The sequence below is a fragment of the Curtobacterium salicis genome (genome assembly GCF_011759505.1).
Lineage (GTDB): Bacteria > Actinomycetota > Actinomycetes > Actinomycetales > Microbacteriaceae > Curtobacterium > Curtobacterium salicis.
Window position 1 is genome coordinate 865,058 of the sequence record NZ_JAAOYO010000001.1, and the last position, 19,343, is coordinate 884,400.

Here is a 19,343-nt window from a genome sequence, read left to right on the forward strand (position 1 = left end):
GTGGTTCTCCACCCCCTCGAGATCACGGATCGGAGTGGACATGAGCAACGAGATCCTCGTTCGCCGAGCACAGCGCAACCCTCTCAGCGAGGTCCGCGAAGCACGCCACCAGCGTGCCCTGCAGACCAGCGCGATCATCAGCGGGATCGCCGGCGTCACCGCCGCCGCGCTCGCCTTCGTCACGATCGGCTTGGGCGCATGATCGTCCTCGACGGCATCACGCAGGGCAACCGCCGGACCTGGTCCCGCCTCACCCGTCTGCACACCGCGACGGTCGGCCTGCCGCTGCAGACCTCACGCGTCGAGGACGACGACCTGCGTCGCGAGGACTCCTCCTCGCTGGTCTGAGTCCCTCAGGCCTTCTTCGCCCGGGACGGCTGCACGCGCGGCGGCTCCCCGGGCATCTTCGGGAAGTCCGGCGGGAACGGCAGTTCGCCGAGGCCGTTCTCCAGGTCCCGTCGCCACAATCCGAGCAGCGGGTCGATGCTCCCCGGAGCAGCCGCCATGGTCTCCCACGGGTCCCCCGTCTCGGCGAGCCGCGGCGGCACGGTGAGGACGGTGAACGCCGTCGGGTCAGCGCCGTCGAGCTCGTCCCACAGCAACGGCGTCGAGACCGCGGCGTTCGGCAGCGCACGCGGACTGTAGGCACCTGCCATCGTGCGGTCGCGGTTCGCCTGGTTGAAGTCGACGAAGACGCGCGATCCGCGCTCCTCCTTCCACCAGGCCGTGGTCACCTGCTCCGGCATCCGGCGTTCGAGTTCCCGGGCCGCGGCGATCACCGCGTGCCGGACGTCGAGGAACTCGTACGCGGGCTCGATCGGGGCGAAGACGTGCAGGCCGCGGTTCCCGCTCGTCTTCACCCATGCCTCGAGTCCGACCTCGGCCAGGACCTTGCGCAGTTCGTGCGCGGCGGGGACGGCGTCGTGGAAGTCGGTGCCGGGCTGCGGGTCCAGGTCGATGCGGAGCTGGTCCGGGTGGTCGCTGTCCTCCGCCCGGGATGCCCACGGGTGGAACACGACGGTGTTCATCTGCGCGGCCCAGACCGCGACGGCCGGTTCGTCGATCACCAGCTGCGGGTGGCTCCGGGCGCTCGGGTAGGTGACCGTCACCGCGCGGACGTACTCCGGGGCACCCTTGGGCGGGTTCTTCGAGAAGAACTGCTCGCCGTCGACCCCGTCCGGGAACCGCTGGAGCGAGATCGGCCGGTCGCCGTTCGCGCGCACGAAGGCGTCCCCCACGGCGACGAGGTACCGCGCCAGGTCGAGCTTGGTGATGCCGAGGTCCGGCCACAGCACGCGGGACGGACTGGAGATCCGCACCTCCCGCTCGCCGTCGGGTCCGGGCACGGTGAGCGTCGTCGCCGGTGTCGCCATGCAGCGGAACCTACTCCGACGGCCGGAGCCCGGCGCGCAGTGCGACCGACCGGAGGCGGGCCCGGCAGGATGGAGCGGTGACCGCGTACCTCGGGGTGGACCTGGCCTGGGGGCTCGGCACCGATCGACGGGCCCCCAACGAGACCGGGCTGGCCGCCCTCGACGACGCCGGGCGGGTGACCGACGCCGGCTGGGCTCGCGGAGTGGACGACGTCACCGCCTGGATCGCCGACCGCCTGGGCCCCCGCACCCTCATCGCGGTGGACGCCTCCCTCGTGGTCACGAACCCGACCGGCATCCGGGAGTCCGAACGGCAGGTCGGGCAGCGCTACGGCCGGTGGAAGGTCGCCGCGAACCCGACGAACCTGGCCTCGGCCGCGAGCGCCGGCGCCCGACTGCTCGACCGGTTGACAGCCCTCGGCGTGGACTACGTCAGCGACACGGCAGCGATGCGGGAGCGGACCGGGCCAGCGGTGTTCGAGTGCTACCCGTACACGACGTTGGTCGGGGTGGCGGAGTTCGGCTACGACGTCGAACGTCCCCGCTACAAGCGACTCGACACGTCCGTACCCCCGCCGGTGGCACGGCAGCGACGAGCGGAGGCGTTCGACGAGCTCGTCCGCCGTGTGCGCACCACGGCGTTCGACCCGCCCCTCGACCTGGACGCGCATCCGCTCACCCGGGCCCTCCGCGACCCGTCGGTGCTGCACGGGCCGACCCACAAGCACCGCGAGGACCTGCTCGACGGCGTCCTCTGCGCGTGGACGGCGGCGTTCTGGGAGCGGCACGGCGACGAGCGGGTGCAGGTGCTGGGTGGCGACCCGGGCCTCCCGTCCGACCCCCGCGATGCAGACGGCAGGCTGCCGGCGCTCGTCGCCCCCGCGCGCCGGTCGCAGCGTCCCGCTCGCTAGGCTGGGCCGGTGAGCACCACGACCGAACCGTTGCGCATCGGGCTGGTCTCGTTGCACACCTCCCCCGGCGACGAGCCCGGATCCGGCGAGGTCGGCGGCATGAACGTCGTCGTCCGCCACCAGGCCGAGGCGCTGGCCGACCGCGGCCACCAGGTCGACATCATCACCCGCCGCTCGGCGCCGACGCAGCCGGACTCCGTCGCCCTCGTGCCCGGTGTGTGCCTGCGCTTCCTGTCGGCCGGTCCTGCCGAGCCGGTCCCGAAGGGCGAACACGACGCCTTCATCGAACCGTTCCGCCGCGGGCTGGCCGGGCTCGGGCCGTTCGACGTCCTGCACTCGCACCACTGGTTCTCCGGTGCCGCCGCACTGCCCGTCGCCCGCGACCGTGGCATCCCGCACGTCCAGTCGTTCCACTCGATCGCCGCCGACAGCGCCACGCCCCTGTCCGAGGGCGAACGGCCCGAGTCCGCCGGACGCATGGCCGGTGAAGAACGCCTCGCCCGCCGGTCGGACGCCGTCGTCGTGGTCAGCGAGTCCGAGGCCGAGACCGTCCGTGCCCGGCTCGGCGGCGACCCCGCGCGTGTCTGGATCGTGCCGCCGGGCGTCGACGGTTCGGTGTTCCGCCCGGCCAGCGCCGGCGCGCGCCGCGCCGTGGCGCCGTACGTCGTCGCGGCGGCACGCGTGCAGCCCCTGAAGGGGCTCGACCTGGCGATCGAGGCCATCGCCGGCATCGACCAGGAGGCCCGGCCCACCCTCGTCATCGCCGGTGACGCCTCGAGCGAAGCGGGCGACCACGTGACCGAGCTGCGTCGGCTCGCCGAGTCGCGGGGCATCGCCGACCGGGTCACCTTCATCGGGCCGCAGTCGCGCGCCGACCTGGCGTTCCTGTTCCGCCGGGCGGCGGCGGTGCTGGTGCCGTCGCACTCCGAGACGTACGGCCTGGTGGCGCTCGAGGGCTCCGCGTCCGGGGTGCCCGTCGTGGCCGCCGCTGCCGGGGGCCTCCGCGAAGCCGTGGTCGACGGGGAGACCGGGGTCGTCCTCGAGTCCCGCGACCCGGCGGTCTGGGCGTCCGAGATCCAACGCATCCTGACCGAGCCGGAGTACGCCGCCGCCCTGGCGTCCGCCGGGCGTGAGCACGCCGAGCGGCTCAGCTGGGAGCGGTCGGCGGCCGGACTCGAGCAGGTCTACCTGCGGGTCCTCGGACGCTGACGGAGCCGCTCGTGTCGCAGCCGCCGCTCGACCTCGGTGCCTTCTGGGACGCGCTCGACGCCGTCCCGGCGGCGGCAGACGCGGAGGCGCTGTTCGACGGCAGGGACGACGGGGGCGCACTGCGGCGGGCGAACCTCGACCGCTACCTGCAGCGGTTCGGGCCGGAGGCGGACACGATCCTCGTCGCGGAGGCCCCGGGCTGGCGCGGCATGACGAACACCGGCGTCCCGTTCACGAGCATGCGCGAGCTGCAGGCCCCCGACGGGTTGTTCGCCGACGTGCCCTTCGCGCGGCCGCCCGACCCGACGGCTCCGTGGGAGGCGTCGTCCCGCGTCGTGCATGCGGCGCTCGGCGGCTGGCACGGTCCGCTGCCGGTGCTGTGGGCCGTGTTCCCGCACCACCCGTTCGTCGCGCCGGACCGGCTGACGAACCGGACACCGCGTCCTGCCGAGGTGCGCGACGGTGCTCCGGTCGCGCTCGCGCTGGCCGAGGCGGTCGGTGCTCGCCGCTTCGTCGCCGTCGGCCGGAAGGCGCAGGGTGCGCTCGCGAGTGCGGGGATCGACGCGATCGCGGTGCGACACCCGGCACAGGGCGGGGCGACGCAGTTCACCCAGCAGCTCGCCGCCCTGCGCTGACCTCGCCCGACCGCGGGATGTCCGCGGCGCCAGCGACAGCGACAGCGACAGCGACAGCGACAGCGACAGCGACGGTCAGGCCGACCGGACCTCGACGCCCTTCGCGGCGAGCGCGTCCGACACGTGCGCCGGCAGCGGGGCCGCGGCGTAGACGACCCGCAGGGACGGCAGGTCGACGAGGTCGTCCCAGTTCTGCGGGTCGTAGCGGTCGTCGGAGCCGTCCCACCCGGGGTGCAGGTCCTGCAGGATCTCGAGGTCCGTGTCGACGGTCAGTTCGGTGACCAGGTCGAGCTGCGACGGCAGCAGGTCGAGGTCGTCGTAGTACTCACGCGCCCGGTCGTCCTGGCCGTCCACGTCCTCGTCGTCGACCACCGCGTCCTCGTCGTCATCGTCGCCGTCGTAGGGCTCGATGACGTCCAGGTCGTAGCAGAGCACGTCGAGGACGAGCAGCTTCGCGTTGAAGTCCGCGAACTCGATCGGTTCTTCGGTGGTCGTCGACTCCTCGTCCATGCAGGGCAGCGTATCGACCCCCCGCTGGGCCTGCCCGAGTCGAACGAATTTGCTGTGGGACTGGACAGGAACGGTCCGGCAGGAACAGGGTGATGCATGGCGACCACGACGAAGACCGAGCGCGAACCGGGACAGCAGACGGAACTCCGCCGTGTGATCGGTCCGAAACTCCTGCTGTTGTTCATCGTCGGGGACATCCTCGGCACCGGCGTCTACGCCCTCACCGGGCAGGTGGCGGCCGAGGTCGGCGGTGCCGCGTGGCTGCCGTTCCTCATCGCCTTCTCGGTGGCGCTGCTCACGGCGTTCTCGTACCTGGAGCTCGTGACGAAGTACCCGCAGACGGCGGGTGCGGCGCTCTACGTGCACAAGGCGTTCGGCGTCCACTTCGTCACCTTCATCGTGACGTTCATCGTGATGTGCTCCGGCATCACCTCGGCGTCGACGGCGTCCCGCGCGTTCGCCGCGAACCTCGGCGTCGGCTTCGGACTCGAGCTGCCGAACACGGTCGTGATGCTCATCGCGATGGGCTTCATGCTGGCGGTGATGGCCGTGAACTTCCGTGGTGTCAGCGAGAGCGTGAAGACCAACGTGGTGCTCACCCTCGTCGAGCTGTCCGGTCTGGTGCTCGTGATCCTGGTCGGCTTCACGGCGATCGCCGGTGGCAACGCGGACTTCTCGCGGGTGGTGATGTTCGACACACCCGAGGACAAGAGCCTGCTGCTGAGCATCTCGACGGCGACGTCCCTGGCGTTCTTCGCCATGGTCGGGTTCGAGGACTCGGTGAACATGGCCGAGGAGACGAAGGACCCCTCGCGGATCTTCCCCCGCGTGATGCTCACCGGCCTGGGCATCACCGCCGTGATCTACGTGCTGGTGTCGATCTGCGCCGTGGCCGTCGTGCCGATCGGTGAGCTCGCCGGCAACGAGACGCCGCTGGTGACCGTCGTGCAGACCGCTGCGCCGGACTTCCCGATCGGTGCCGTCCTGCCGTTCATCTCGATGTTCGCCGTCGCCAACACCGCGCTGATCAACATGATGATGGCGTCGCGGCTGCTGTACGGCATGAGCAAGCAGGGCGTGCTGCCGGGCTTCCTCGGCCGCGTCTCCCCCACCCGCCGCACCCCGTCGAACGCCATCGTCTTCACGACCCTGATCTCGCTCGCGCTGATCGGCTGGGTGTCGCTCGACCCGGAGTCGCCGATCGTGGTGATCCTGGGCGGAACCACGTCACTGCTGCTGCTCGCGGTGTTCGCCGTGGTGAACACCTCGGTGCTGGTGCTGCGCCGCGACCGGGTCGGCCACCGGCACTTCACGGCCGGCGTCGTGATCCCGGTCATCGGTGTCGTCGCCTGTCTGTGGCTGGTGCTGCCGTTCTCGTCCGGCCGCGCGTGGGAGCAGTACCAGATCGCCGGCGCGCTGCTGGCGCTCGGCATCGTGCTCTGGGTGGTGACGTGGTTCACCCACGGCCGGAAGGCGACCGAGAAGGCGCCGACCGGTGTCGTGACCGAGCCGACGGCCGTGCAGCGGGACCGGGAGGACCACGACAACTGACCCCGCACCGCCGGAGACGGGGCAGCGGGGTGTCAGCTCCGGCGGGGTGTCAGCTCCGGCGGGCTGGCATCCCGAGGGGTCCCGGCGTCCGCTCCAGTGCACGGACGGCGAGCGCCCGCACCCAGTCGAGTCGTTTGCCGGGCCACCCGTGCACCAGGACGGTCCACTGCTCGGGCAGGGCCGATGCCCCGGCGAGCGCCCCGGCCAGACCACCGGTGATCGCTGCGACGGTGTCGGTGTCCCCGCCGCCTCGGACCGCGCGTTCGAGGGTGTCGACCACGCCGTCGCCGAGGGTGATCGCGGCGACCGCGGCCTGCAGCGACGCGACGACCCACCCGTTGCGGGCGGTGTGGTCCTCGGGTGCGGAGGACTCGGCTTCGGTGATCCGGTCGAGCCACAGGGACCGGCGCTCCCGCGGCAGCATCGGCACACCGCGGCGGACGTCGAGCCGGCCACGACGGATCGCGTGCCGGATCGCCACGGTCCAGAGGACGCAGGCGTCACCGGCGTCGTCCTCGTGGTGCGTGAGGTCGCTGACGCGTCGGGCGGCGGTCGCCAGGGGCTTCTTCCCGCCGTCGCCGAGGAACCCGAGCACGAGCGGCGTCGTCCGCATCAGCGACCCGTTGCCCGCCGACTGCCCGTTCTGCTCGTGGACCGCACGGGCGGCGGACTTGGCGGCGTCCTCGGTGTTGGCGGACATCCGGCCGAGCACCGAACGGGTCTGTGCGCCGACGTCCGGGGCGTCCTGCGCCCAGTCGGACCAGGCCGCCAGCAGACGTCCGTGCGTCCGTGCTTCGTTCCAGCGGGCACCGTTCGCGACCGCTTCGAGCACCGGGATCGCCATGCTCGTGTCGTCGGTCCACTCCCCCGGCTCCCACCCGAACGGTCCCCCGCCGCGCATCTCCACGGGCTGGTCGGAGGCCAGTGCGGGGCCGAACTCGTAGGGCGCCCCCAGTGCGTCCCCGCACGCACTCGCCAGCACGGCGCCGAGCGCCCGGTCCTGCATCGCTGTGTCCATCGTTCCCTCCGCGCTCCACGCTAGTGCCGTGAACCGGGGGCATGTCGGCACGTGTGTCGTCCAGCCGGACCGCTTAGCCTCGTCGTACCGGACACGCTCCGGACGACTTCCGGCTCCGCCGGTCCCCCCACCGCCACCGACCCGACGAAGGACCGCACCATGCGCCGTGCCGGCATCGCACTCGCGTCGGTGTTCGGCGTCGGTGTGGTCGCAGCGGTCATCGGTGTGATCGTCCTGATCGTCGTCGCGGTCAACTCGCTGAGCGGGCTGGCTTCGTCCGCCGCCACCCCCCGAGCGCTGACCTGCCCGGCGGCTGCGTCGCAGACCGTCGACGGCATCGTGGTGCCGGCGGGGCCGATCGGCGGCTTCTGCCAGGACCGCCTGGTGAACGCCGCACAGGTCATCCGTGCCGCCCGCGAACTCGGCATCGGGCCGCACACCCAGGCGGTCGGCGTGATGACCGCGATCGGCGAGTCCGGTCTGGTGAACCTGGACCGTGGTGACGCGGTCGGCCCGGACAGCCGCGGCATCTTCCAGCAGCGGGACAACGGCGCCTGGGGCACCTACGAGCAACGGATGGACCCGTACACGGCGGCGTCGATGTTCTACGCCAAGCTCGTCAAGGTCCCCGGCTGGAAGACGATGACCCCGACGCAGATGGCACACGCGGTCCAGGTGAACGCGGACCCCGACCACTACGCCAAGTACTGGCCGACGGCCAAGCGTGTCGTCGAGGGACTGACCGGCGAGACCGTCCCCGACACCGCGCCCCAAGGCTGACCAGGGCTGCGCTGACCAGCGCTGACCGGCCCACCGCTGTCGCGGACGTCACGCCGCCGCCGCGGTGACCGGCTCGTCGTCGTCGAGCTCCACCATCGACGCACCGTCGTCGTGCACCACGACCTGGCCGCGCAGCCGGACGCCGTGCTCGTCGAGGGTGCAGGCCATCGCGTCCACCCACTCCCAGTCGACGGGGAACAGCCCGGTGGCGCCCGGGCGTTCCCAGGCGAGCACGACCTCGGCTGCGGCGACCTGTCGCACGACGTCCTCGACCAGGGCGCCGAAGTCGTCGACCTGGTCGTCGGGTTGGTAGGGCAGGTCGGCGACGGGCAGCACGAGTTGCACCGGGATGCCGCGCTCGCTGAGGAACAGCACCCAGCACTGCCGTCGGACGGGCTTCTCGAGGAGGGCGACGACGAGGTCCACCACGTCGTCGTCGGTACGGACTGCGGTTCGCTCGAGTCGCTCGAGCACGTCGGTGTCTGGCATGCCTCCAGCGTCGCCGCCGGCCCCGCTCCCCAGTGCCCCGGAGCGCGGCTCTGTGGACGACGACGCCCGCGGCCCGCCCTGTGCAGGAGCGTTCAGATCCCGATCGAGACCGCCCCGCCGGCGAGCAGCCGCGCCACGACGAAGACCGCCACGACGACCCCGAGCCCGAGGAGCGCCACCGGCCAGGTCAGGCGTCGCCGCACCAGTCGGAGCACGCACAGCACGAGGGTGACGAGGAACACCACCGCCACGAGGACCGGACCGAGCGTCACGACCGTGCCGCCGAGCCCCTCGTCGCACCGGTTGCCGGGCGCGTCGCACGACCCGAACGACAGGGCCATGAACTGGATCCCCCGCCCCGCGACGACGGTCGTGACCGCTCCGATCAGCAGCAGGGCGACGGACGCGACCACGTCGGCGACGCGGCGACCGCCGCGCAGGCCGGCCCGTGCCTCCCGGCCGACCGCCGTTGCCGGACCGACCGGTCCGTCGCCGTCCGCGCGTGTCACCAGCGACCTCGCGCCGTGTGGGCCAGGACGGAGAGGTCGGAACGCATGTGCCCATCGTGCCTCCTCCCGTACGCGCGCGTTCCCGGTACGGTCGGGACATGGCCCGCGCACGCGACCACGAACCCCCGGCCGCCCCCGCCACGGCAGCCCTGCTGCTCGGCGGTTTCGCCTTCCTGCAGGGCCTGATCCTGCCGGCCGAGGCCGTCGGCCGACACCTGGCGATCGGCTTCCTCTTCGGCGGTCTCGGACTGCTGTCCTCGTGGCGGGCGATCACGATCGGTCGCAACCGCCGTCACCGGGCCGCCCGCCGCTGGGCGTGGTCCGCCGCCGTGCTCGGCCTGCTCGGGGTCGGCATGCTCGCCTACCAGGGGCTCGTCATCCTCACCGGCGGGGCGTTGCCGCCGCCGTTCTGGTGGCCGTACGCGCGTCGCTGACGGTCTGTCGCCCGGCCGGCTGAGTCTGCCGGGAGGCACGCCACAGGTCCGACTCGATGCACCCGGAACGACCGGTACCGTTCCGTCGGATCGGGTGCAGGATGGCCGCATGGCAACGACGCCGAACCCCTCGACCCTGTTCCGACGGAAGCCGATCGACACGATCGACGACGATCCTGAGGGCGAGGGCGGCCTCAAGCGCCACCTCGGCCTCTGGCAGCTCACCGCGATCGGCATCGGCGGCATCATCGGCGCCGGCATCTTCACTCTCGCCGGCACGGTGGCGAACGGCGTCGCCGGGCCCGCGGTCCTCATCTCGTTCCTCGTCGCCGGTGTCGCCAGCGCCGCGGCCGCCCTGTCGTACGCCGAGTTCGCCGGACTCATCCCCAAGGCCGGCAGCGCGTACACCTACGGCTACGCGGTGCTCGGCGAGATCGTCGGCTGGTTCATCGGCTGGGACCTGCTGCTCGAGTACACGGCGATCGTGGCGGTGGTCGCGATCGGCATCTCCGGGTACGTGGGCTTCCTGGTCGGCCAGTTCGGCATCGACCTGCCCGCCTGGATGCTCGGCGCTCCGGGCACCGGCGACGGGCACGTGGTCGACGTCTTCGCGATCGCGCTCTGCCTGCTCACCGCGTTCGTCCTGACCCGCGGCATCCGGAGCGCCGCCCGCTTCGAGTTCGTCGCGGTCGGCATCAAGGTCGCGCTCGTCGTCCTGATCGTCGTGCTCGGCGTGTTCCACATCAACAGCGCGAACTACTCGCCGTACTTCCCGTTCGGGTTCGGCGGCGTGATGACCGGTGCCGCCACCGTCTTCTTCGCCGTGTTCGGCTACGACGCGATGTCGACGGCCGCCGAGGAGTCCACCGACGCCCGCAAGCACATGCCGAAGGCGATCCTGCTGTCCCTCGGCATCTCGATGGTCCTGTACGTGCTGGCGACCCTCGTCCTCACCGGTATGCAGGACTACAAGGACATCGACCCCGCCTCCGGGTTCTCGTCCGCGTTCGCCTCCGTCGGCCTCGGCGGTGTCGCGAACGTCATCGCGATCGGGGCCATCATCGGCATCATCACGGTGTTGGTGACCTTCATGCTCGGCGCCTCGCGCGTCTGGTTCTCGATGAGCCGCGACGGCCTCATGCCGAAGTGGTTCGCGAAGACCGACCCGAAGCGCCACGTGCCGACCCGGGTGACATGGATCCTCGGCATCGCATCGGCCGTCCTGGCCGGGCTGCTGCCGATCGGGGTCGTCGCCGAACTCACCAACATCGGCATCCTGCTGGCGTTCGTCGTCGTCTGCACCGCGGTCATCGTGCTCCGCTACCGGCAGCCCGATCTCGACCGGCAGTTCCGGCTGCCGTTCATGCCGATCGTGCCGGCCATCGGCGTGCTCGCGTCCCTCTGGCTCGTGTCGTTCCTGCAGTGGGAGACGTGGGTGCGCTTCGCGGTCTGGTTCGCGATCGGCCTCGGTGTGTACTTCGGGTACTCCCGGAAGCACAGCAAGCTGGCCCGCTGACCTGCGGCAGACGGACGGCGACTGCACCGGGGACCGCCGCTCAGGTGGCTGGCACCCCTCGGGTGGCTGGGACCCCTCGGACGGGGCCTCCCGGAGACCCAGGTCGCCCACCACAATCAGGTGAGCATCCATCAAAGGGGAATCCGTTGCGCCGCATCGCAGTCATCACCGGCATCGTCATCGCCGCCGTCACCATGTCCACCATCGGCGCCGGGCCGGCACAGGCACGCACCGGCGACACCACTCCCTACAAGAAGGCGTACCCGACCTTCACGAGCTTCACCCGATCCGGTTCCGGTCCTCGGGTGTTCCCGCTGCCGGCCGCCGCGACGACGGGGATCTTGATCGCGAAGTCCTCCGGTTCCGAGTACTCCGAGTTCTCGATCGAGACCCTCGACAAGGGCAACCACCGGAACTTCGACGGTGATGTGTACGAGTCTGGCTCCTACGCGGGGACCACCGCCTACGGGCTGTCGACGACGGACACGCCGACCCGCGCGATCCGGGTGTCGGCCTCGGCGCGCTGGACCATCACGATCAAGCAGGTGTCGCGCGCGCCGTTCCTCACGAAGACGGGGCGCGGGGACCACGTGTTCCTGTACGGCGGGAAGGCCAAGACCCTGCGGGTCACGACCCGATCGGACGACTACTTCGCCATCGACCAGACGCAGTTGGACCAGGACTACCGCTACCCCGAGGGCATCATCAACGAGTTCGGGCCGTTCTCCGGCACGGCGGCGTTCCTGCGCGGGCCGTCGGTGATCGAGGTCGACGCCGACGGAGCCTGGTCCATCAAGTGACGTCCGTCCTGGTCCGGCGCAGCCGCCGGACCAGGAGCGAGTCGCGCCACCGGGTCGCCGGATCCACAGCGACGACGACGAAGCCCGCCGGACCAGGTCCGGCGGGCTTCGTCGTGCGGGGCCACGGAAGGCCCTGGTCTCAGTCGCGCCGGTGCTTGCCGAGCGACGCCGTCGGGGCCGCCATCGGGTGGTTGCGGAACCAGCGCAGCAGTTCGCGCGCACGGCTCGCGTCGGCGCTGACGTCGCCGGAGGTCAGGAACTCGTTGAACCCCTCGGGCGGCTCGACCTGCTCGTCGCGGTCGAACGCCATCGTCCACTCCGGGAACCGCCGCGTGTGGATCGACTCCTCGACCAGCAGTCGGACCTCGTCGTGCCGCGGGTCTGCCACGATCCGGCCGTAGGTGCTGATGACAGCGTCGTGCGGACCCTCCAGGAGTTGCATGAACCGACCGGAGCGGTGCACGAGCATCCCGGTGAGGCCGTCGGCGGTGTTCCGCTCGCGCGAGTAGGCGAGGACCTCATCGAGGGCGGCGTCGTCGAACGGCTGGGTCGCCGAGCTCATGTAGACGAGTGACTGCAGCATGATGGTGACGATGATGTCTCACCAACGCGCCTTCCGGCCAGCCCCCGAACGGGCCTGACCCGATCCGGACGAAGCGCCGGACAGGTCATCGGCGAACTGCTAGCCGGCGTGCACGACGGGTCCGGACGGCAAGCGTCGGCGGGGACTGGCACCATGGCCCTGTGCCAGCAGCCCCGATGATCGACGCCGTCGACGTCATCCGCTTCGTCGGGCCGCAGACCTTCGGGCGCGCCCGTGACGTCGTCCGCGCCGGCCTGGTCGAGAACGCCACCTGGCACGAGGACGGCACGATCGCCGCGACGGTCAGCGGCAGCGCCGACGACCCGTACGACGTCCAGGTCGAGACGACCATCGCCCGTGGCGAGTTCGTGCGCCCGGTCCGCAGCCGCTGCACCTGTCCGCTCGGCGGCGAGTGCAAGCACGTCGCCGCAGCGCTCCTCACCATCAACGCGCGTGCCCTCGCCGCGCAGGCTGGCCCCCGCACCCAGGAACCGACCCCGCCGACCCCGGACTGGAGGCGCGACCTCGCCCGTCTCGCCGGTGACGACGACGAGACCACCCGCTCCGGTACCGCGCCCGCGACCGGTGGGATGGGCCTCCAGTTCGAACTCCGCGATGCGGTTCCGGCCCGACTCGCCGGGCGTGCCCGTGCCGCGGGACGGACCATGCCGGTCGCCAGCCGGGCCGTTCGGCTCGGGGTCCGCCCGGTCAGTCGCAGCGCGGCCGGCAACTGGGTCCGCGGGCAGTTGACCTGGGGTGCCCTCCCCTACTCCATGAACCGGCTCGGACTCGAGCCGGACCAGCACGCGTGGTTCATGCAGTTCGCGGCGCTGCACCGCGCCGGTGTGCTCGCGGGGTTGCCCGGCGAGAGCGACTGGATCCACCTCGACGACTTCCGCAGCCCGCTGCTCTGGCCGCTGCTGCGACAGGCGGAGCCGCTCGGCATCGCGTTCGTCACGGGCAAACGGGAGGGCGGGGTCGACCTCGGCGTCGATGCACGGGTCCTGCTCGACGCGGTCCGGACCGCCGACGGGCTGCTGATCGGCGCGAGCGCGGTGATCGACGGGCGACCGCTCGCCGAGGGCACCGCACGGGTCGTCGGGGACCACGGCGTGTACGCGTTCCGCGAGTCGCCGGAATTCGACGTCACGCTCGCCCCGACGCCCGCACCCGTGCCCGAGGACCAGCGGCGGATGCTCGTCGAGGCCGCGCGGATCACGGTCCCCGCGGACGAGGTCGACGAGTTCCTGGCCGACTGGTCCCCGAAGCTCCGGGGTTCACTCGGGCTCGTCAGTTCCGACGGCTCGCTCGAGCTGCCGGAACGCACACCCCCGGAACTCGTGCTCACCGTCACGTTCGAACCGGCACGCGCGCCGCGGACCGACGACCGGGCGCACCTGCAGTGGCGCTGGAGCGTCGACGGGCGGAAGGACCCCGTCTCGCTGCACGGCCCGCTGCCGGAGCTCGGCAGCGTGCTCGCGGCGGACGACGAGACGGAGGCGTCCGAGCCTCCCGGCCCGGGTGGCGGACTCGAGTGGTTCCAGGACGGGACCATCGACGGAGCCGACGTCGCCGTACTGGCGAACGAGTTGCTGCCGGCACTCCCTGCACTCGGTGTCCGCGTGGTCGTGCAGGGCGAGCGGGTCGACTACGAGCGCCTGACCGGACGGCCGCACATCCGTGTCACGACGATGCCGTCGGACAAGCACGACTGGTTCGACCTCGGGATCTTCGTCAGCGTGAACGGCAAGGAGGTCCCGTTCACGCCGCTGCTCCGGGCCCTCGCCAAGCGCGACCGACGGATGAAGCTCGTCGACAACTCCTACCTGTCGCTCGCCGACCCCGCGTTCGACCGCTTGAAAGAGGTCATCGAGGAAGCCCGTGAACTCGACGAGTGGGAGCCCGAGCAGCCGCTCACCGTGACGCCGTACCGCGCCGCGCTCTGGTCGGAGTTCGACCAGCTCGCCGACGAGACCGAGCACGACGAGCGGTGGAAGGAGATCGCCTCCCGTCTGCTCGACGCCACCGCACCAGCCGACGCCGTCGTGCCCGAGACCGTGCACGCCGACCTCCGCCCGTACCAGCGCGACGGCTACGCGTGGCTGACGTTCCTGGTCGAGCACGGCGTCGGCGGAGTGCTGGCCGACGACATGGGGCTCGGCAAGACCCTGCAGGCACTCGCGATGATCGCCGACCGACGGGCCGCCGATCCGGAGGCGCCACCCTTCCTCGTCGTCGCACCGACCTCAGTCGTCGGCAACTGGGCGGACGAGGCGGCGAAGTTCGTGCCGACGCTGCGGGTCACCACGATCGCCGGCACCTCGCTGAAGGACCCGGCGCGGGTCGCGCGGACCGCAGCCGCCTCGGACGTCGTCGTCACCTCGTACGCCCTGCTCCGGCTCGATGCGCCCGCGTACCTCGACCTGAGCTGGTCGGCACTGCTGCTCGACGAGGCGCAATTCGTCAAGAACCCGCGGTCGCAGACCCACCGCGTCGCCGCCGAACTCCGTGCCCCCGTCAAGATCGCCATCACCGGGACACCGCTCGAGAACGGGCTCGCCGACCTCTGGGCGCTGTTCGCGGTCGTCGCCCCCGGGCTGCTGTCGTCGTGGACACGGTTCGGTGACGACTACGTCAAGCCGCTGGCCTCTCCCGAGCTCCGCGGAGCCGCACGCAAGGAACTAACGGACCGACTCCGGCGACGCATCCGGCCGCTCATGCTCCGACGGACGAAGGAGAGCGTCGCCGCTGACCTGCCCGAGAAGGTCGAACAGGTCGTCCGGGTCACGCTCGACCCGGCGCACCGCGACCTGTACGAGAAGACCCTGAACCGGGAGCGGCTGAAGGTCCTGGACCTCGTCGACGACCTGGACCGCAACCGGATGATCGTCTTCCGCTCGCTGACCCTGCTCCGGATGCTCGCGCTCTCCCCCGCGCTCGTGTCCGACGACCACGGGGACGTCCCCAGCGCCAAGCTCGACCTGCTCCTCGACGAACTCGAGACCCTGGCGGCCGAGGGACGACGGGCGCTGGTGTTCAGCCAGTTCACCTCGTTCCTCAAGATGGTCTCCACCGCGCTCGATGATCGCGGTGTCGCCTACGAGTACCTCGACGGCTCCACCCGGCGACGCGGAGTCGTCATCGACCGCTTCCGGAACGGCACTGCGCCGGCGTTCCTCATCTCGCTGAAGGCCGGTGGGTTCGGGCTCACCCTGACCGAGGCGGACACGGTGTTCGTCCTCGACCCGTGGTGGAACCCCGCCGCCGAGAACCAGGCCGTCGACCGGACGCACCGCATCGGGCAGACCCGGTCCGTCACGGTCGAGCGGCTCATCGCCGAGGACACCATCGAGGAGAAGGTGCTCGCGCTGGCGCAGCGGAAGGCCCAGCTGTTCGCCACGATGATCGACGACGACGCGCTGTTCGCCGAGGGGTTGAGCGCCGAGGACATCCGGTCGCTGCTGGCCTGACCCTGTGGCGAGCCGCGCTGGGCGGGTCAGGCAGCCAGGCCGTCGATCCGGGCGATCTCGTCGGCGCTCAGCTCGAGGGTGGCGCCGGCAGCGTTCGACCGGATGCGGTCCGGGTTCGACGACTTCGGGATGACGACGAACTGGTGAGCGACGTGCCAGGCGACGATGACCTGCGCGGCATCTGCTTCGTGAGCCTCGGCGATCTCCACGAGCGTCGGGTCCTGCAGGTTGCTCGCCTTGAACGGGCTGTAGCCCTCGAGGACCACACCACGGTCGCGCAGTCCGTCGGCCACCGTGCGGTCGAACTCGACGGGGCTCCAGCGGATCTGGTTCACGGCCGGGGTCGCACCCGTCGCCTGGATGAGCTCGTCGATCTGGTCGAGCGAGTAGTTGCTGACCCCGATCGCCCTCGTCAGGCCGGCCTGCTGCGCCTCGACGAGCTGCTGCCACACGTCCGGGCTGGCCCCACCACTCGGCGGCCAGTGGATGAGCCACAGGTCCAGGTGGTCGATACCCAGCTGGTCGAGGCTCTCCTCGATCGTCTCGCGGACGCGGTCGGCGTTGTCCGGCGGCAGCTTCGTCGTGATGAAGAGGTCCTCGCGTGCCAGGCCGGAGTCGGCGATGGCCTTGCCGACACCGCGCTGGTTGCGGTAGCCGGTCGCGGTGTCGATGTGGCGGTAGCCGGCCTCGAGGGCGGCGGCGACCGCGGCGGGAGCGTCGGGCTCCTCGATCTGCCAGGTGCCGAAGCCGAGGAGCGGCATCGAGCCTCCGGTGACGGGCACGGACGGTTGTGCGTAGTCGGTCATCGCTCCTGCCTACGCGGACCGCGGCGCGTGCGTCCCAGGGTGTCGGCGGCCTCCGGCAGGATCGACGGGTCCCACCGAGCACCACCAGGAGCACCACCGAACATGACGCACCGCCGACGCCGTACCCGCGCCACCGTCCAGTCCTCGATCGTCACGCTCGTCATCGCGGTGGGGGTGTGGGCGCTGTACTCGTCCGGCGCGCTCTCCTCCGGAGCGGACGCGAGCGCCAGCAGCAGCACCAGCGCCACCAGCACCAGCACCAGCGCGACCACGTCGACCGCCACGCCGGGGCCGACCCGTGCCTCCAGTCGGGCGGCCGCCGCTGCCCGCGCGACGCTCGCCGCCCTGCCGGTGAAGGGCAAGGCACCCGCGACCGGGTACGACCGAGAGGCAGACTTCGGCACCGCCTGGCTCGACGTCGACCACAACGGCTGCGACACCCGCAACGACGTCCTGGCCCGCGACCTGACCGACATCGTCCGGCAGGGCCCGTGCAAGGTGGTTTCCGGCGACCTCGTCTCGCCGTACACCGGCGGAGCGATCGCGTTCGTCCGTGGGAACACGACGTCCACCCTCGTACAGATCGACCACGTCGTCGCCCTCGAGAACGCGTGGCGCACCGGAGCGCAGCAACTCACCCAGGCCGAGCGTCAGGCACTCGCGAACGACCCGGAGAACCTGTTCGCGGTCGACGGACACTCGAACTCCCAGAAGCGCTCGGGCGACGCCGCGACCTGGCTGCCCGCCGCCAAGGGCTTCCGATGCGAGTACGTCGAACACCAGGTCACGGTGAAGGCGAAGTACCGGCTGTGCGTCGTGCCGGCCGAGCGGGACGCGATGGTGCGGGTCCTGAGCGCCTGCTGACGAGCCGAGCGCACCGCTCACAGTCAGGCAACACCTGTAGCGTAAGTCCTGTCCGGCGGACGCCCGTCGGACCGGACTCGCCGCTCAGCGCCGCGCCGTGACACGCACGCTCCCCGGACCCCGAGCCCTTCATCGTCGAAGACCGCAGGAGGCCTCCACCACATGACCGACACCAGCTCCACCAGCACCAGCACCAGCACCCGCTTCGCCGACCGCGTCGTCCTCATCACCGGCGGCGGCTCCGGCCTCGGCCGCGCGACCGCCGTCCGCCTGGCCACCGAGGGCGCGAAGCTCGCCCTCGTCGACGTCTCCGAGCAGGGCCTCGACGCGACGAAGGCCGCCGTCCTCGAGGTCGCGCCCACCGCCGAGGTCCTCACCACGATCGCCGACGTGTCCGACGAGGCCCAGGTCGAGGAGTACGTCGCCGCCACGGTCGAGCGCTTCGGCCGCATCGACGGCTTCTTCAACAACGCCGGCATCGAGGGCAAGCAGAACCTCACCGAGTCGTTCACCGCCGCCGAGTTCGACAAGGTCGTCTCGATCAACCTCCGCGGCGTGTTCCTGGGCCTCGAGAAGGTCCTCGCCGTGATGCGCGAGCAGGGCTCCGGCATGGTCGTCAACACCGCGAGCGTCGGCGGCATCCGTGGCGTCGGCAACCAGTCCGGCTACGCGGCCGCCAAGCACGGCGTCGTCGGCCTGACCCGCAACTCCGCCGTCGAGTACGGCGAGTTCGGCATCCGCATCAACGCGATCGCACCGGGCGCCATCTGGACGCCGATGGTCGAGAACTCGATGAAGCAGATCGACCCGGTGAACCCGCGGAAGGCCGCCGAGGAGTTCATCCAGATCAACCCGACCAAGCGCTACGGCGAGGCACCCGAGATCGCCGCGGTCGTCGCCTTCCTGCTGTCCGACGACGCGTCCTACATCAACGCAGCGGTCGTCCCGATCGACGGCGGGCAGTCCGCCAAGTACTGACCCTCGCGGTCCGTGCCCCCGGGGCGCGCCTTCCTGACGGGAGGCGCGCCCCGCCCGTTCCGCCCCGCCTCCGTGGCAGCATGGCCGCTGTCACGAGCGTGGGGGGAACGCGATGCAGATGGACCGTGGAACAGAGGTCGGCCAGCTCACGTTGCCGGAGGCGCTGGCGCTCCTCCTCATCTCGCCCGAGGGTCGGATCACGACCACCGGCACGGTGTTCGACCTCGGCCTGGCCGGAGCCGCACTCGGCGACCTGGCCCTCCGAGGGCACGTCACCCTCGATCATGGCCGTGTCGCCGTCGCGAAGGCCCCGCCGATCGGCGAACCGACGCTCGACGGGTTCACGACGTTCCTCGAGGCAGCGCCCTCGCCGCGACAGCCCGCCACGTGGGTCTCGCGGCTGGCCGACCGGGCACTCCGGGACTCCGTGCTCGGCGGCCTCGTCACCCGAGGCGTCCTCGGGCGCGAGCCGGGCCGAGCGCTCGCGTTCTTCCCCTCGGTCCTGTGGCCCGAGCGCGACCCCCGACCCACACGGGCGCTGCGTGCCGAGGTCGATGCCGTCCTCCGAGGACAGGCTCCCCCGACACCGTTCACCACCGCGCTGATCGGACTGCTCCGGTCCACCCGTACCCTCCGTCGGCAGTTCGGGACGCACGACCGGGCGCGAGTGCGCTCGATCACCGGCGACGACTGGGTCGCAGCAGCAGTGCGGATCGTCGTCAAGCAGACGCAGTCGAGGGGCGACGGGTTCGCCGGCGGTGGGTTCATCGCCAGCGGCTCCGACGGCGGAGACTCGTCGTTCGGCGGTTCCGACGGCGGCGGTCACCACGGCGGCGACGGTGGCGGCGGGGACAGCGGTGGCGACGGCGGGGGCGACGGCGGTGGTGGCGGTGGGGACTGACCGCTT

General features: G+C 71.5%; 21 protein-coding genes. 14 read left to right on the forward strand and 7 right to left on the reverse strand.

Features of this window, described 5'->3' with window-relative positions; genetic code table 11:
* Positions 1-40: 40 nt before the first annotated feature.
* A complete protein-coding gene (locus E9228_RS04070; protein WP_166779260.1) occupies positions 41-202 on the forward strand; it encodes a hypothetical protein in 162 nt (53 codons plus the stop codon).
* Positions 199-348 carry a hypothetical protein gene (locus E9228_RS04075; RefSeq protein ID WP_166779261.1) on the forward strand — a complete coding sequence of 50 codons (150 nt, stop codon included), beginning with the start codon at positions 199-201 and terminating at the stop codon, positions 346-348. The genes E9228_RS04070 and E9228_RS04075 overlap by 4 nt, the downstream gene beginning before the upstream one ends.
* Positions 349-353: 5 nt before the next feature.
* Here the strand turns inward: E9228_RS04075 and ligD are convergent, their stop codons facing one another.
* Complete coding sequence (gene ligD, locus E9228_RS04080; protein WP_208385462.1) at positions 354-1,373, reverse strand: non-homologous end-joining DNA ligase; 1,020 nt, start codon at positions 1,371-1,373, stop codon at positions 354-356.
* Positions 1,374-1,450: 77 nt separating this feature from the next.
* Between ligD and E9228_RS04085 the strand changes: the two genes are divergently transcribed.
* From E9228_RS04085 to E9228_RS04095, 3 genes are read left to right on the forward strand one after another with little or no spacing between them, the layout of a single operon-like run.
* Positions 1,451-2,284 (forward strand): DUF429 domain-containing protein, encoded by an 834-nt coding sequence (locus tag E9228_RS04085; RefSeq protein WP_166779262.1) that lies wholly within the window; start codon positions 1,451-1,453, stop codon positions 2,282-2,284.
* Positions 2,285-2,293: 9 nt separating this feature from the next.
* Positions 2,294-3,493, forward strand: coding sequence for a glycosyltransferase (locus tag E9228_RS04090; protein ID WP_166779263.1), 1,200 nt, complete (start codon positions 2,294-2,296; stop codon positions 3,491-3,493).
* Between the two features lie 11 nt (positions 3,494-3,504).
* Entirely contained in the window at positions 3,505-4,128 is a 624-nt protein-coding gene (locus E9228_RS04095; RefSeq protein WP_166779264.1) for a uracil-DNA glycosylase family protein, read from the forward strand.
* Positions 4,129-4,203: 75 nt separating this feature from the next.
* Here E9228_RS04095 and E9228_RS04100 read toward each other — a convergent pair whose 3' ends face one another.
* A complete protein-coding gene (locus E9228_RS04100; protein ID WP_166779265.1) occupies positions 4,204-4,638 on the reverse strand; it encodes a DUF6892 domain-containing protein in 435 nt (144 codons plus the stop codon).
* A gap of 96 nt (positions 4,639-4,734) precedes the next feature.
* Here E9228_RS04100 and E9228_RS04105 point away from each other — a divergent pair, with 96 nt between their 5' ends.
* The gene (locus E9228_RS04105) at positions 4,735-6,189 is read left to right on the forward strand and encodes an APC family permease (protein WP_166779266.1); all 1,455 of its coding nucleotides are present in this window, start codon (positions 4,735-4,737) and stop codon (positions 6,187-6,189) included.
* Positions 6,190-6,238: 49 nt separating this feature from the next.
* Here E9228_RS04105 and E9228_RS04110 read toward each other — a convergent pair whose 3' ends face one another.
* Positions 6,239-7,207, reverse strand: coding sequence for an ADP-ribosylglycohydrolase family protein (locus E9228_RS04110; protein ID WP_166779267.1), 969 nt, complete (start codon positions 7,205-7,207; stop codon positions 6,239-6,241).
* Between the two features lie 159 nt (positions 7,208-7,366).
* Here E9228_RS04110 and E9228_RS04115 point away from each other — a divergent pair, with 159 nt between their 5' ends.
* Positions 7,367-7,987 carry a hypothetical protein gene (locus E9228_RS04115; protein WP_166779268.1) on the forward strand — a complete coding sequence of 207 codons (621 nt, stop codon included), beginning with the start codon at positions 7,367-7,369 and terminating at the stop codon, positions 7,985-7,987.
* A gap of 48 nt (positions 7,988-8,035) precedes the next feature.
* Here the strand turns inward: E9228_RS04115 and E9228_RS04120 are convergent, their stop codons facing one another.
* Together E9228_RS04120 and E9228_RS04125 are read right to left on the reverse strand one after the other, a co-directional pair.
* On the reverse strand, positions 8,036-8,476 hold the full coding sequence (locus tag E9228_RS04120; protein ID WP_166779269.1) for a hypothetical protein: 441 nt from the start codon (positions 8,474-8,476) through the stop codon (positions 8,036-8,038).
* Positions 8,477-8,568: 92 nt separating this feature from the next.
* Positions 8,569-8,985, reverse strand: a complete 417-nt coding sequence (locus tag E9228_RS04125) for a DUF6264 family protein (protein ID WP_166779270.1) — start codon at positions 8,983-8,985, stop codon at positions 8,569-8,571.
* Between the two features lie 98 nt (positions 8,986-9,083).
* On the opposite strand from E9228_RS04125, the gene E9228_RS04130 reads away from it, so the two are divergent.
* The 3 genes from E9228_RS04130 (at position 9,084) to E9228_RS04140 (ending at position 11,735) form a co-directional block, all read left to right on the forward strand.
* Positions 9,084-9,419, forward strand: a complete 336-nt coding sequence (locus E9228_RS04130) for a hypothetical protein (RefSeq protein WP_166779271.1) — start codon at positions 9,084-9,086, stop codon at positions 9,417-9,419.
* A gap of 109 nt (positions 9,420-9,528) precedes the next feature.
* Entirely contained in the window at positions 9,529-10,935 is a 1,407-nt protein-coding gene (locus tag E9228_RS04135) for an amino acid permease (RefSeq protein WP_166779272.1), read from the forward strand.
* 146 nt (positions 10,936-11,081) lie between these two features.
* Complete coding sequence (locus E9228_RS04140; protein WP_166779273.1) at positions 11,082-11,735, forward strand: hypothetical protein; 654 nt, start codon at positions 11,082-11,084, stop codon at positions 11,733-11,735.
* A gap of 139 nt (positions 11,736-11,874) precedes the next feature.
* On the opposite strand, the gene E9228_RS04145 is transcribed toward E9228_RS04140, so the two are convergent.
* Complete coding sequence (locus E9228_RS04145; RefSeq protein WP_252727544.1) at positions 11,875-12,318, reverse strand: BLUF domain-containing protein; 444 nt, start codon at positions 12,316-12,318, stop codon at positions 11,875-11,877.
* Between the two features lie 161 nt (positions 12,319-12,479).
* On the opposite strand from E9228_RS04145, the gene E9228_RS04150 reads away from it, so the two are divergent.
* Positions 12,480-15,788, forward strand: coding sequence for an SNF2-related protein (locus E9228_RS04150; RefSeq protein WP_166779274.1), 3,309 nt, complete (start codon positions 12,480-12,482; stop codon positions 15,786-15,788).
* A 26-nt stretch (positions 15,789-15,814) separates the two neighbouring features.
* On the opposite strand, the gene E9228_RS04155 is transcribed toward E9228_RS04150, so the two are convergent.
* The gene (locus tag E9228_RS04155) at positions 15,815-16,594 is read right to left on the reverse strand and encodes an aldo/keto reductase (RefSeq protein WP_208385463.1); all 780 of its coding nucleotides are present in this window, start codon (positions 16,592-16,594) and stop codon (positions 15,815-15,817) included.
* Positions 16,595-16,696: 102 nt separating this feature from the next.
* Here E9228_RS04155 and E9228_RS04160 point away from each other — a divergent pair, with 102 nt between their 5' ends.
* The 3 genes from E9228_RS04160 to E9228_RS04170 all read left to right on the forward strand — a co-directional run bounded on the left by E9228_RS04160 (position 16,697) and on the right by E9228_RS04170 (position 19,337).
* Entirely contained in the window at positions 16,697-17,458 is a 762-nt protein-coding gene (locus E9228_RS04160; protein ID WP_166779275.1) for an HNH endonuclease family protein, read from the forward strand.
* 162 nt (positions 17,459-17,620) lie between these two features.
* Positions 17,621-18,436 (forward strand): SDR family oxidoreductase, encoded by an 816-nt coding sequence (locus E9228_RS04165; protein ID WP_166779276.1) that lies wholly within the window; start codon positions 17,621-17,623, stop codon positions 18,434-18,436.
* Positions 18,437-18,554: 118 nt separating this feature from the next.
* Entirely contained in the window at positions 18,555-19,337 is a 783-nt protein-coding gene (locus E9228_RS04170) for a GOLPH3/VPS74 family protein (RefSeq protein WP_166779277.1), read from the forward strand.
* Positions 19,338-19,343: the final 6 nt, after the last annotated feature.

Coding starts and splice junctions, on each gene's coding strand:
- E9228_RS04070 (WP_166779260.1), top strand. CDS start 41: ATGAGCAACGAGATCCTCGTTCGCCGAGCACAGCGCAACCCTCTCAGC.
- E9228_RS04075 (WP_166779261.1), top strand. CDS start 199: ATGATCGTCCTCGACGGCATCACGCAGGGCAACCGCCGGACCTGGTCC.
- ligD (WP_208385462.1), bottom strand. CDS start 1,373: ATGGCGACACCGGCGACGACGCTCACCGTGCCCGGACCCGACGGCGAG.
- E9228_RS04100 (WP_166779265.1), bottom strand. CDS start 4,638: ATGGACGAGGAGTCGACGACCACCGAAGAACCGATCGAGTTCGCGGAC.
- E9228_RS04105 (WP_166779266.1), top strand. CDS start 4,735: ATGGCGACCACGACGAAGACCGAGCGCGAACCGGGACAGCAGACGGAA.
- E9228_RS04110 (WP_166779267.1), bottom strand. CDS start 7,207: ATGGACACAGCGATGCAGGACCGGGCGCTCGGCGCCGTGCTGGCGAGT.
- E9228_RS04115 (WP_166779268.1), top strand. CDS start 7,367: ATGCGCCGTGCCGGCATCGCACTCGCGTCGGTGTTCGGCGTCGGTGTG.
- E9228_RS04120 (WP_166779269.1), bottom strand. CDS start 8,476: ATGCCAGACACCGACGTGCTCGAGCGACTCGAGCGAACCGCAGTCCGT.
- E9228_RS04130 (WP_166779271.1), top strand. CDS start 9,084: ATGGCCCGCGCACGCGACCACGAACCCCCGGCCGCCCCCGCCACGGCA.
- E9228_RS04135 (WP_166779272.1), top strand. CDS start 9,529: ATGGCAACGACGCCGAACCCCTCGACCCTGTTCCGACGGAAGCCGATC.
- E9228_RS04145 (WP_252727544.1), bottom strand. CDS start 12,318: ATGCTGCAGTCACTCGTCTACATGAGCTCGGCGACCCAGCCGTTCGAC.
- E9228_RS04155 (WP_208385463.1), bottom strand. CDS start 16,594: ATGACCGACTACGCACAACCGTCCGTGCCCGTCACCGGAGGCTCGATG.
- E9228_RS04160 (WP_166779275.1), top strand. CDS start 16,697: ATGACGCACCGCCGACGCCGTACCCGCGCCACCGTCCAGTCCTCGATC.
- E9228_RS04165 (WP_166779276.1), top strand. CDS start 17,621: ATGACCGACACCAGCTCCACCAGCACCAGCACCAGCACCCGCTTCGCC.
- E9228_RS04170 (WP_166779277.1), top strand. CDS start 18,555: ATGGACCGTGGAACAGAGGTCGGCCAGCTCACGTTGCCGGAGGCGCTG.